Genomic DNA, 12,151 nt, shown 5'->3' with positions numbered 1-12,151 from the left:
CAGGCTGCGATGGGTTGTGTAGCGATCCCTTTGACCCGAATCGAAGGTCCTGCGGACCTTATCGCCGCCTTCGGCAGCGGCTACAGAGATCATTCGCGAGCAGGCTCTGGAACAGAGTATCTACAAGTGCTCAGTCAGGCTGCACCTTCAAGACCATGCAATTCGCAGTATTCAGCCCAGTCCATGCCGGCCATTTGCGCCACCTCGCGGTGGACCTCAAGGCGTTGGGCCTCAAATTCCTGCGCGCTGGCGCTGGTCAACTTAAGCGTCAGTTCCCAAGCAAAAAAGCCCAGGCGTTCGGCTTCGGCTTCAAAGGCTTCGTTCAAGCGCTCCTGGCGATACTCCTTCATCGACTGGCCCACCGCGCGGGCAGCCAATGGATTTAACGTATCAAGTTCTTCGACCAGCTCAGGGTGTTCAGTGAGAAATCGATCAAGGGCTTTTTGATGATTGGTTCCGGGTTCGGTCACAACGATCTCCAGGTAAGAACGCAGGGGTGTCGATATTCAGGGAGTGGCGGCCGGTGATGATAAACAGCACATCAATGCCTGACTGCGTGATGGCCGACAGGTAATCGGCGCGGGGCAGGGTGATGTCGCGCTCATAGCCGCTTTGCGCATGGCGCCCAACGCCACCTGCAACGGCCAGTTGTGCCTGTGTCAGTTTCAGGCGTAGACGCTCGTGTTTCAGCCGCTCACCGTATGTACTCATTCACGTCGCCAAAGCCAAGCATTAATGGTGTTGAAAAGAGTAAGACAAACGGAGAAATAGGGAAAGAATTGAGGCGCTAACTGGTCATTATCTGTAAGACGAAGCTCTAAAGCCAAGCAGGATCGCCCAAGGCGATCCTGTTGTGCGTAGTCGTTTACAGCGCGGGGTTTTTCTCTGCTTCTGGCAGGAACCAGTTCAGCAGCAAGGCGCAGATACCGCCAGTGGCCACGCCCGACTCCAGCACGTTGCGCAGAGCTGCAGGCATATGCGCAAGGAACTCAGGCACCTGCGACACACCCAGGCCCAGTGCCAGGGAGACGGCAATGATCAGCAGAGCGCGGCGGTCTAGGTTGATGCTGGCCAGAATGTTGATCCCCGAGGCGGCTACGGCGCCGAACATCACCATTGCTGCACCGCCAAGCACCGGCTCTGGCACGGCCTGAATGGCACCGGCCACGCTTGGGAACAGGCCCAGCAGAATCAGCATGCCGGCAATCCATACGCCAATGTGGCGGCTGGCAATGCCGGTGAGCTGAATCACGCCATTGTTCTGGGCGAAGATCGAGCTGGGGAAGGTATTGAAAATACCCGCCAGAAACGAGTTGGCGCCGTTGACCAGCACGCCGCCCTTGATGCGCTGCATCCAGACCGGGCCTTCGACCGGTTGGCGCGATACCTTGCTGGTGGCGGTCACGTCGCCAATGGCTTCCAGCGAGGTGACGAGGTAAATCACCAACATCGGAATAAACAGCGCCCAGGAGAAGCCTAGACCGAAGTGCAAAGGCATCGGCACCTGGAACAGTTCGGCTTCATGCATGCCGGTGAAGTCCAGGCGACCCAGGTAGCCAGCCAGTGCATAGCCCACGGCCAGTGCGATAACGATGGCGCAACTGCGCATCCATACCAGCGGGATGCGGTTCAGGATGACGATGATCGCCAGTACCACACCCGACAGCAGCAGGTTTTCGCCATTGGCAAATGTACCGTTACCCATCGCAGTGAAGCCGCCGCCCATGCTGATCAGGCCGACTTTGATCAGCGTCAGGCCAATCATCAGCACCACGATGCCGGTGACCAGCGGGGTGATCATGCGTTTTACAAAGGGTAAAACCCGCGAGATGCCCATTTCCACAAACGAACCGGCAATCACTACCCCAAAGATCGCAGCCATCACGCCTTCGACCGGCGTGCCTTGCTTGACCATCAGCGCGCCACCCGCAATCAGCGGGCCGACAAAGTTGAAGCTGGTGCCTTGCACGATCAGCAACCCGGCGCCGAAAGGCCCGAAGCGCTTGCACTGGACGAAGGTGGCGATGCCGGAGATGACCAGCGACATGGAGACGATCAGGTTGGTATCGCGGCTGGAGACGCCCAGCGCCTGGCAGATCAACAGGCCGGGCGTGACGATCGGTACGATGATGGCCAACAGATGTTGCAGCGCTGCGAGAAAGCCGATCCACGGCTTGGGACGGTCTTCAAGACCGAAGACCAGCTCGCTGGTTCGGGACTCGGCTTCATGTGGGGTTTTGAGAGAGGTCATGGCGAGCGCCCTGGAAAAAAGAGCGCGATTCTACTGGTCTTGGGCCATTACGCCCAGCGTTGGATTGCCACCTTATAAGAACCCCCCGTAGCAGCTGCCGAAGGAACGAGGCTGCGTTCGATTGCGAAGCAATCGTAAAACCTGAGTCCGCGATTTTACTGATAGGCCGCGACTTCAGGTTTTACGACGGCTGCGCCGCCGAACGCAGCCTCGTTCCTTCGGCAGCTGCTACGGGGGTTCTTACCTATTTAGTTACAGATGCAACGCATGCCCCAAAGCACGCAGCGCGGCTTCTTGCACAGCTTCACCCAAGGTCGGGTGAGCGTGAATGGTGCCAGCGATGTCTTCCAGGCAAGCGCCCATTTCCATTGACTGGCCAAAGGCCGTCGACAACTCGGAAACCCCCGCGCCCACGGCTTGCCAGCCAACAATCAGGTGGTTATCACGGCGTGCCACAACCCGCACAAACCCGGTTTTGGATTCCAGGGTCATGGCCCGGCCATTGGCGGAGAACGGAAAGCTGGCACTGATACAGTCCAGGCCCGCCGCTTCAGCCTCAGCCGGAGTTTTGCCGACCACGACGATCTCCGGGTCGGTAAAGCACACCGCAGCAATGGCCGTAGGGCTGAACTCGCGCTGCTTTCCGGCAATGATTTCGGCGACCATCTCGCCCTGGGCCATGGCCCGATGAGCCAGCATCGGCTCGCCGGTCAGGTCGCCAATCGCCCACACGTTGCGCATGCTGGTGTGGCAACGGTTGTCCACGCGAATTGCCGGGCCATTCATGGCCAGCGCCAGGGATTCAAGGTTGTAGCCTTGAGTGCGCGGACGGCGCCCGACAGCAACCAGCACCTGGTCGGTTTCCAATGTCTGGCTCTGGCCCATGCGGTCGCGCATGGACAGGGTTTTGGTGCTGGCCTGGAATCCTTCGACGCTGTGTTCCAGATACAGGGTAATGCCCAGCGCCTTGAGGGACTCGGCCACCGGCAGCGTCAGATCCTTGTCGTAAGTCGGCAGGATTCGATCACGGGCTTCTACCACCGTGACTTCGGCACCGAGCTTGCGGTAGGCAATACCCAGTTCCAGACCGATATACCCGGCGCCGACCACGGTCAGGCGCTTGGGAATGGCTGTTGGCTGCAGGGCTTCGGTAGACGAAATAATTGCTCCGCCAATCGGCAAAATCGGCAGATCAATGGTTTGTGAGCCGGTGGCCAGCAGCAGGTGTTCGCATTCGATGCGTTGCCCGTCGACTTCAACCGCCTTGCCATCGAGGATCCTGGCCCAGCCATGAATGACCTTGACCCCGTTCTTTTTCAGCAGCGCGCCAACGCCGGTCGTCAGGCGGTCAACGATGCCGTTTTTCCATTGCACGCTCTGGCCGATATCGAGAGTCGGCGCTTGGGTCTTGATCCCCAGTGGCGAACTGTTGGTGCTGTAGCGCTGGGTGGTATGAAACTGCTCGGCAACGTGAATCAGTGCCTTGGACGGGATGCAGCCGACGTTCAGGCAGGTGCCGCCCAGCGACTGGCCTTCGATCAGGACCGTCGGGATACCCAGCTGGCCAGCGCGGATCGCCGCGACATAGCCGCCAGGGCCGCCACCGATAATCAGCAGCGTGGTGTGTTGTGTTGGCTGCATGTTCACTCCAGAAACAGGGTGGCAGGTTGTTCGAGCAAGCCACGCATGGCCTGGATAAATTGTGCCGCGTCCATGCCATCGACCACGCGATGATCGAAGGAGCTGGAGAGGTTCATCATTTTGCGGATCACGATCTGGCCTTTGACCACTACTGGTCGTTCGACGATACGGTTCACGCCAATGATCGCCACCTCGGGCAGGTTGACCACCGGCGTGCTGACAATGCCGCCCAACGCGCCAAGGCTGGTCAGGGTAATGGTCGAACCGGAGAGTTCTTCGCGGGTGGCTTTGCCGGTGCGTACGGCATTGGCCAGCCGGGCAATTTCATCGGCGGCGCCCCACAGGTTCAGGGTTTCGGCATGGCGAACCACCGGCACCATCAGGCCTGCGTCGCTTTGTGCCGCAACGCCAATATGCGCCGCGCCAAAGCGAGTGATGATCTGGGCTTCGTCGTCGTAGCGTACGTTGATCTGCGGGAAATCGCGCAAGGCTACGACCATCGCCCGTACCAGAAACGGCAACAAGGTCAGCTTGCCGCGGCTTTCGCCCCACTTCTGATTGAGCTGGGCACGCAGTTCTTCGAGTGCGGTGACGTCTACTTCTTCGACATAACTGAAGTGCGCCGCGCGGCGTTTGGCGTCCTGCATGCGCTGGGCGATTTTGCGGCGCAGGCCGATTACCGGGATTTGCTGTTCATCATTGCGTTTGGCGTAACCACTGGCAGGCGCGACGCTGGTGCTGGTGTCTTGTGCCAGGTAAGCATCCAGGTCGTCATGCAGCACACGGCCAGCAGGGCCGCTACCGACTACAAAGCGTAGCTCGATCCCGGCATCCCAAGCGCGCTTACGCACGGCCGGGGAGGCAAGTGGGCGTTCATTGGCTTCGCGGGCGACAGGTGCAGCCCGTAGCACCGCTGCGGCTTTAATCGCGGGCGACGCAACCACGGCGACTTCGACGCGGGCCTGTGGCGCAATGTTAGGGGCGGCGGCCACCGGTGCTGGTGCAGCGGCAGGCTGGGCGCTTTCACGCAGGTTTCCCGCGCCTTCGACTTCGATGCGGATCAGCTCGCTGCCCACTGCCATCACTTCGCCGGGCTGGCCGCCCAGGGCCAGGACTCTGCCAGCGACGGGGGAGGGAATGTCTACGGTAGCCTTGTCGGTCATCACATCGGCCACTACCTGGTCTTCACTGACCATGTCGCCGACTTTGACAAACCATTCCACCAGTTCAACTTGAGCAATGCCTTCGCCAATGTCCGGCATCTTGATAACGTGCGTACCCATTCAGACCTCCATAACCCGTTGTAAAGCTGCACCCACTCGCGCCGGGCCAGGGAAGTAGGCCCACTCCTGAGCATGCGGATACGGTGTATCCCAGCCGGTTACGCGCTCGATTGGCGCTTCCAGGTAGTGGAAGCAGTGCTCTTGAACCAGTGCGATCAGCTCGGCGCCAAAACCGCAGGTGCGGGTGGCTTCGTGCACGACAACGCAACGGCGGGTCTTCTTGACAGAGGTGACGATGGCATCCAGATCCAGCGGCCACAGGCTGCGCAGGTCGATGACTTCGGCGTCGATACCGGTTTCTTCGGCGGCAACTTGCGCGACATACACCGTGGTGCCGTAGGTCAGGATGGTGACTTCAGTGCCGGGGCGCACGATGGCGGCGCAGTCCAGCGGTACGGTGTAATAACCGTCGGGTACGGCGCTGGCCGGGTGTTTCGACCACGGGGTAACCGGGCGGTCGTGGTGGCCGTCGAACGGGCCGTTGTACAGGCGTTTTGGCTCGAGGAAGATCACCGGGTCATCGTTTTCGATGGCGGCAATCAGCAGGCCTTTGGCGTCGTAGGGGTTGGATGGCATCACGGTGCGCAGGCCGCAGACCTGGGTGAACATGGCCTCCGGGCTCTGGCTGTGCGTCTGGCCGCCGTAGATCCCGCCGCCGCAAGGCATGCGGATGGTCATCGGGGCGATAAACTCACCGGCCGAACGATAGCGCAGACGCGCAGCTTCAGACACGATCTGGTCGGAAGCCGGGTAGAAGTAGTCGGCAAACTGGATTTCGGCGACCGGGCGCAGGCCATAAGCGCCCATGCCCACGGCAGCACCAACGATGCCGCTTTCCGAGATCGGCGCGTCGAACACCCGCGAGCTGCCGTACTTGGCCTGCAGGCCTTCGGTGCAGCGAAATACGCCGCCGAAGTAGCCCACGTCCTGGCCAAACACCACTACGTTATCGTCGCGCTCAAGCATGACATCCATGGCCGAGCGCAGGGCCTGGATCATCGTCATGGTGCTGGTACTCACGGCGTTCTCCATCTGAATTTTATTGTTGTCGTTCATCTGGTTATAACCCCAATTCCTGACGTTGCCGACGCAAATGCTCGGGCATTTCCTTGTACACGTCCTCAAACATCGTCGCGGCGCTGGGTATTTGCCCGCCGGCCAGGGTGCCGAAACGCTCGGCTTCCTTTTGCGCGCCAATGATTTCGGCTTCGAGTTCGGCGCTGACGGCAACGTGTTCTTCTTCTGACCAGTTGCCGGTGGCAATCAGGTGCTGTTTGAGGCGAATAATCGGATCGCCCAGCGGGAAGTGGCTCCAGTCATCTGCAGGACGGTACTTGGATGGATCGTCCGAAGTGGAGTGCGGGCCTGCGCGATAGGTGACCCACTCGATCAGGGTCGGTCCCAGGTTGCGACGGGCGCGTTCGGCGGCCCAGGCGGAGGCGGCGTACACCGCGATAAAGTCGTTACCGTCAACTCGCAGTGAGGCGATGCCGCAGCCTACGCCGCGCCCGGCGAAGGTGGTGGATTCGCCGCCAGCAATGGCCTGGAACGTTGAAATCGCCCATTGGTTGTTGACCACGTTGAGGATCACCGGGGCGCGATAGACGTGAGCGAAGGTGAGGGCGGTGTGGAAGTCGGACTCGGCGGTGGCGCCGTCACCGATCCAGGCCGAGGCGATTTTAGTGTCGCCCTTGATCGCTGAGGCCATGCCCCAGCCGACTGCCTGTACGAATTGTGTTGCGAGGTTGCCGGAAATACTAAAAAAACCGTAGTCACGTACCGAATACATGATCGGCAATTGCCGGCCCTTGAGCGGGTCGCGTTCGTTGGACAGCAATTGGCAGATCAGATCGACCAGAGGCACATCGCGGGCCATCAGAATGCTTTGCTGGCGATAGGTCGGAAAGCACATGTCGTCGATGTTCAAGGCCAGGGCCTGGGCGCTGCCGATGGCTTCTTCGCCAAGGCTTTGCATGTAGAACGACATTTTTTTCTGGCGCTGGGCGACCACCATGCGCGTGTCGAAAATACGGGTCTTGAGCATGGCGCGCATGCCAGCACGCAACACCTCGGTCGATACGCCTTCGGCCCAGGGGCCAAGGGCCTGGCCCTGATCATCGAGCACGCGGATCAGGCCTTTGGCCAGGTCGGCCGTGTCGGCAGGCTCTACGTCGATAGGGGGTTTGCGCACCAGACCGGCGTCGGTCAGGCGAAGGTAACTGAAGTCGGTCTTGCAGCCTGGGCGGCCAGACGGTTCGGGAACGTGCAGGCGCAGCGGTGCATATTCATTCATGGCTTTCTCTACGCTCGATCTTGTCGTGTTTATTAGGCGCGGGAGCTAGGTTTTACGTCGAAGATCTGTCTGATAAGAGATTCAGATCTTGTCCTACAACAATCATATTCCTGACGGTGAAGAATATTTCTCTGTAGTTGGTTGTGCTTTGAAGCATTTAAGGATAAGAATTCTTTATAAACATAAAAAACAGGTGTTTTTATCTCATGCGCAAGCTAGATCGAACGGATATCGGGATTCTCAACAGTCTTCAGCAGAATGCACGCATCACCAATGCGGACCTTGCGCGTTCGGTAAACCTGTCGCCGACGCCGTGTTTCAACCGGGTCAAGGCGATGGAAGAACGTGGCCTGATCCGTGAGCAGGTGACCCTGCTTGATGCCGATATGCTGGGCCTGCACGTCAATGTGTTTATCCATGTCAGCCTGGAGAAACAGGTCGAAGAAGCTCTGCAGCATTTTGAAGCGGCGATTTCCGATCGCCATGAAGTCATGGAGTGCTATTTGATGGCCGGCGACCCGGATTATCTGATCCGGGTTTTGGTGCCCAGTATTCAGGCGCTGGAGCGCTTCATGATGGACTTTTTGACCAAGGTGCCCGGCGTGGCCAATATCCGCTCCAGCTTCGCGCTCAAACAGGTGCGCTACAAAACGGCGTTGCCCCTGCCGCCCGGGGGGCTAACGCTGGAAGAGTAATCTAAACCCGCAACCGCCAACGTTCATTGAAGCGCAGGTCAACCACCGACAGCGGTTCCACGTCGATCAGGTTGAAGGAGGCGGTGCTGGCTGCCAGCGCATGCAAAATGGCGGCGCGGATGACAAAGGGATGAGTCACCACGGCAAAATGGCCCTCTTCACGAAATTCGTCGAGCCAGGCGCTGACCCGCAGGCAGAGGTCTTGCACGGATTCGCCGCCATGGGGCGCTGAGTATGGGTTGTTGATCCAGCTCGTCAGTGCCTGGGGCATGCTCTGTTGCAGGTCTGACAGACGCAGGCCCTGCCAGTCGCCTATATCGTAATCCCCCAGCGCGGGCACGATTTCAATTTCGCCGCCCAGTGCCTGGGCGGTTTGCAAGGCTCGGGTTTCGGGGGCGCAGAGGATGCGTACTGGTTTTTTCAGGGCCACACTCATTTCAGCCGCCAGCAGCAACCCCTTGGGCTCAGCCGGCTCATCCAGCGCAAAGCGTCCCAGACGCTGGGCTTCAGTGCGGGCATGACAAATAAGGCTGAGACGAATGGGCATGCTGAGATCCTTGCGGGGGAGGCGTAGTGTCTGGTTTCGGGGTTACTGCGTGCCTTAAAGTCAGTTTAGGCCAGGGTCTGACGTTTCGTTGTGAACCGCGTCGCTGGGTCAAATTTTGCCAGGCGCGGCCACAACCAAACGTCAACAGACCCTAGTATTATGACCGCGTATTTCACTCTCCAGGTACTTTGCAATGTCTGCTGCTTTCTTGAAAAAAATCCTCAATACCGCTGCGTTGCTGACACTGATGGCCGGTGCCAGCGCGGCATTTGCCCATGCCCATCTGGAACAGTCGACACCTGCCGCTGACAGCACCGTCAGTAATGTCAAAGAACTGCGTCTGGCTTTTACCGAGGGCGTGGAACAGGCGTTCACCAAGGTCGTCCTTACTCATGACCAGGCACCGGTTGCAGTGAGCAGCATCAAGACCGAGCCCGCAAACAAGAAAATCCTGATTGTAACTCCAGCCCAGCCGTTGCCAGCGGGCACCTATAACGTGAAGTGGAACGCAGTGTCTGTCGATACCCACAAGAGCACCGGCGATTACAGTTTTACGGTGAGCAACTGAGTTGATTATCAGCGCAATGGTCATCTGCCGGTTTGTACACTTTTGCGTGCTGCTGCTGATGTTCGGGGCCTGTGCATTCAGGCCCTTGCTGCTCGGCGCCTACCCAGCCATCGACATTGATCGGCAACTGCGCAAGGTCAAACGCGGCCTGGCATGGCTGGGACTGCTCAGCGGTGTGGCCTGGTTATTGTTGACCACCCATTCCATGGCCGGTAGCTGGCCCGAAACACTGGAGCCCGCCACGCTGTGGCTGGTGCTGGGCAGCACTTTTTTCGGTCAGGTCTGGGCCTTTCATCTGCTGTTTTGCGTGTTGCTACTGATTGCCTTGTATCGCCCGGGCCGTTTTTACCTCGTGTGGACGCTGAGCTTTCTATTGCTGGCCACTTTGGCGCCGGTGGGGCACGGCGCGATGCTGGATGGCTGGCGCGGGCAACTGCTGATGCTCAACCAACTGGTGCATTTGGTGTGTGTCGGGACCTGGGTCGGAGGCCTGATGGGGTTGTTGCTGATCCTTGTACGTCCTGCCGGGCAAGCCGTGAGCGCGGTTTTGCAGCGCTTCAGCAATCTGGGGTTTGTGTTGGTTGCCGGGATCATTCTTACCGGGCTGATCAATACACGAGTGTTGACCGGGGCACTCTGGCCTACGCCATTGTTTGAAGGCTTCGCACTGATCCTGTTGATCAAAGTGACGCTGGTGGGCGTGATGCTATTGCTGGCGCTGTTCAATCTGCTGATGAGTCGCGCGGGGCACTTGGCCATTTTGCGCAGCAGCGTGGCACTTGAGTGGTTCTTCGGGCTGGCGGCCGTGGCTGCGGTTTCATTGCTCGGAACCTTGCCGCCACTGGTGGTGCGCTGATTCCTGTAGCCGCTGTCGAGGCACGAGGCTGAGATAAGGGCCGTAGGTCCTTCAAATTTTCGGGGCCGCTGCGCAGCCCATCGCAGCCCATCGCAGCCTCGTGCCTCGACAGCGGCTACAGGTCTAAATCAATAAAAACACGCCCAGCAACGCGCCGAACACTAACCACTTTTCCAGGTAATAACGGGTGCGGTTGCGCTTTTTCAGTTCTTTGCCGCGCAGGCGAATCTTGTACAACCGGGTAAATGCGCGGTTCAAGCCCCCGGTTTTGTCGTTGTCATCGTTTGGTGAACTGGCAGAGGCCATGACCGTGCGGCTGAACCACCGGTTGAAGGCGCTGGCCCAGCGATATTGCATCGGCCGTTCTACATCGCAGAACAGAATGATGCGGTTTTTGTCCGTGGCGTTTTCGGCGTAATGGATAAAAGTTTCATCAAACATCACGGCTTCGCCGTCACGCCACGCGTAGCTCTGCCCGTCGACGTTGATATGGCAGCCCGGATCATTTGGCGTGTCCAGGCCCAAATGAAAGCGCAGCGAGCCCGCATAAGGATCGCGATGGCGCACCAGCTTCGAACCGGGCGGCAACTCGGCAAACATGGCGGCCTTGACCGTGCCGATGCTGTTGAGCAGCTCGATGGTTCGCGGGCACAGTTCGACCGCTGACGGGTGATTGTCGCCATACCACTTCAGATAAAAGCGCTTCCAGCCGCTCTTGAAGAACGAATTGAACCCAACATCATTCGGTTGTTCAGAACGCTTGATTTCACCCGCCTGCATCAGGCTTCGCGCTTCTTCGCGGATTTCCTGCCAATGGTCCTGCAAGGGCTGCAGTTCGGGAAAGTCCGCAGGCTTGAGGTAAGGCTGGCTGGGGACTTTGGAGAACAGGTACAGAAAACAATTGATCGGTGCCAGGAAGGTCGAGTGATCGCTCAACTGGCGCCCCAGCTTATGGCGTACTTTGCCCCGCAGGTGGACATATGCGATGGACAAAACGTAGACAGCAATAATGATGAGTTTCAAGAGTATCGTCACAAGTCAGGAGAAACGCAGCCCTGCATACACGCAAGTGGCCCGATGTCCTGTAGGAGATATCGGGCGCTGGTGTCGCTTGTTGGGAGCCAAGTCGTAAGGTTAAAACAGCACTTTGGGCATTTTCCAGCTTTTCATGCTGTTTTTGCACCTCTTTGGGTACAGTCTTTGGTCGTGTTGCGGGCAGGATGGTGGCCGGTTCTCAATCTGTCGAATTAAGGCATCGACCTCGGCAGGCCCCCTGAGCTGTGGCGGGGCCCCGGCGGGTGACAGGGCGAGAAAGACGCGATGTCGTCAGCCGCAGGCTTTGAGGTTGACCGGGCCAACGAACTCGTTGCCACGGCCCATCACGCACGCGACCGCCTGGTTGCGTTGACGTTCCCAGGCCTGGACGGGGTAGGTTTTGTTCCAGGCCTCGTACAGCTGTTGGTCCTGTTTTGATAGACGTAAATTGTATTGCTTGCTCATGTAGAAGTAGGTGCGCGCGATCATGCCGCGGATGGAAGGTCGGGGCATGACCTTTTTAGCCTTGAAATCGACCTGTGTCAGGCACGAGCCATATTGGCCCTTTTGCTCGGGTAGCCAGCCAAAACTGAAGTTGTTTCTGTCCCCATTTACCTCACCAATGCTGGGCACCAGGTTGTGCAGGTCAGCTTCTGCGACCTTGTACACGGGATCGTTACGTGTGCAGTTTTTTCGCCCACCACTTTGCCAGCATTGGCGCTGATGGCCGATCTGCCAGGCCGGAACGATGTGTTCCCATTCTATGCGCGCTGCCCGGTTGGCATTCTTGCGCGGGATGTAACCACAGGCTTTGAGGTCGACGCGGTTGCCGGTGTATTTGCAACCGCAATAAAACTCGGTGGACTGTGGTGCGTAGAGTTTCCAGGCGACTTTCTTGGCTGCGCTGAAGGTCTGCGGGGCTTCGGCCTGAACGCTTAGAACGGTGAAGAGACTGACCAGTGCCAGTAAACGAACCTTCATT

13 protein-coding genes are annotated in these 12,151 nt (G+C 58.7%); 3 read left to right on the top strand and 10 right to left on the bottom strand.

Features of this window, described 5'->3' with window-relative positions:
* Positions 1-134 precede the first annotated feature (134 nt).
* The 7 genes from N7D90_RS15345 to N7D90_RS15315 form a co-directional block, all read right to left on the bottom strand.
* On the bottom strand, positions 135-470 hold the full coding sequence (locus N7D90_RS15345; protein ID WP_261738805.1) for a DUF6388 family protein: 336 nt from the start codon (positions 468-470) through the stop codon (positions 135-137).
* Positions 433-711 carry a helix-turn-helix domain-containing protein gene (locus tag N7D90_RS15340; protein WP_261738804.1) on the bottom strand — a complete coding sequence of 93 codons (279 nt, stop codon included), beginning with the start codon at positions 709-711 and terminating at the stop codon, positions 433-435. The genes N7D90_RS15345 and N7D90_RS15340 overlap by 38 nt, the downstream gene beginning before the upstream one ends.
* A gap of 154 nt (positions 712-865) precedes the next feature.
* Positions 866-2,251 (bottom strand): nucleobase:cation symporter-2 family protein, encoded by a 1,386-nt coding sequence (locus N7D90_RS15335; RefSeq protein WP_261738803.1) that lies wholly within the window; start codon positions 2,249-2,251, stop codon positions 866-868.
* A 252-nt stretch (positions 2,252-2,503) separates the two neighbouring features.
* On the bottom strand, positions 2,504-3,892 hold the full coding sequence (gene lpdA, locus N7D90_RS15330) for a dihydrolipoyl dehydrogenase (protein ID WP_261738802.1): 1,389 nt from the start codon (positions 3,890-3,892) through the stop codon (positions 2,504-2,506).
* Between the two features lie 2 nt (positions 3,893-3,894).
* Complete coding sequence (locus N7D90_RS15325) at positions 3,895-5,175, bottom strand: dihydrolipoamide acetyltransferase family protein (protein WP_261738801.1); 1,281 nt, start codon at positions 5,173-5,175, stop codon at positions 3,895-3,897.
* Positions 5,176-6,231: an alpha-ketoacid dehydrogenase subunit beta gene (locus N7D90_RS15320; protein ID WP_019826497.1), complete on the bottom strand. Its 1,056-nt coding sequence runs from the start codon at positions 6,229-6,231 to the stop codon at positions 5,176-5,178. It lies immediately after the preceding gene.
* Between the two features lie 4 nt (positions 6,232-6,235).
* The gene (locus tag N7D90_RS15315) at positions 6,236-7,468 is read right to left on the bottom strand and encodes a 3-methyl-2-oxobutanoate dehydrogenase (2-methylpropanoyl-transferring) subunit alpha (protein WP_261738800.1); all 1,233 of its coding nucleotides are present in this window, start codon (positions 7,466-7,468) and stop codon (positions 6,236-6,238) included.
* A gap of 206 nt (positions 7,469-7,674) precedes the next feature.
* Here N7D90_RS15315 and bkdR point away from each other — a divergent pair, with 206 nt between their 5' ends.
* Complete coding sequence (bkdR, locus tag N7D90_RS15310) at positions 7,675-8,163, top strand: Bkd operon transcriptional regulator BkdR (protein WP_016781430.1); 489 nt, start codon at positions 7,675-7,677, stop codon at positions 8,161-8,163.
* Between the two features lies 1 nt (position 8,164).
* Here the strand turns inward: bkdR and N7D90_RS15305 are convergent, their stop codons facing one another.
* Positions 8,165-8,710 carry a histidine phosphatase family protein gene (locus N7D90_RS15305; RefSeq protein ID WP_261738799.1) on the bottom strand — a complete coding sequence of 182 codons (546 nt, stop codon included), beginning with the start codon at positions 8,708-8,710 and terminating at the stop codon, positions 8,165-8,167.
* A gap of 193 nt (positions 8,711-8,903) precedes the next feature.
* On the opposite strand from N7D90_RS15305, the gene copC reads away from it, so the two are divergent.
* On the top strand, positions 8,904-9,278 hold the full coding sequence (gene copC, locus N7D90_RS15300) for a copper homeostasis periplasmic binding protein CopC (protein WP_261738798.1): 375 nt from the start codon (positions 8,904-8,906) through the stop codon (positions 9,276-9,278).
* A gap of 4 nt (positions 9,279-9,282) precedes the next feature.
* Complete coding sequence (gene copD / locus N7D90_RS15295; RefSeq protein ID WP_261742457.1) at positions 9,283-10,134, top strand: copper homeostasis membrane protein CopD; 852 nt, start codon at positions 9,283-9,285, stop codon at positions 10,132-10,134.
* Positions 10,135-10,257: 123 nt separating this feature from the next.
* Here copD and lpxO read toward each other — a convergent pair whose 3' ends face one another.
* Positions 10,258-11,157: a lipid A hydroxylase LpxO gene (gene lpxO / locus N7D90_RS15290; protein ID WP_261738797.1), complete on the bottom strand. Its 900-nt coding sequence runs from the start codon at positions 11,155-11,157 to the stop codon at positions 10,258-10,260.
* A 303-nt stretch (positions 11,158-11,460) separates the two neighbouring features.
* The gene (locus N7D90_RS15285) at positions 11,461-12,150 is read right to left on the bottom strand and encodes an endonuclease I family protein (RefSeq protein WP_261738796.1); all 690 of its coding nucleotides are present in this window, start codon (positions 12,148-12,150) and stop codon (positions 11,461-11,463) included.
* Between the last annotated feature and the right edge of the window lies 1 nt (position 12,151).

This window comes from Pseudomonas fragi, from assembly GCF_025426255.1.
GTDB lineage: Bacteria > Pseudomonadota > Gammaproteobacteria > Pseudomonadales > Pseudomonadaceae > Aquipseudomonas > Aquipseudomonas kulmbachensis.
The sequence above is the reverse complement of the archived record's forward strand: the minus strand, read 5'-3'. Positions and strand labels throughout refer to the sequence as shown.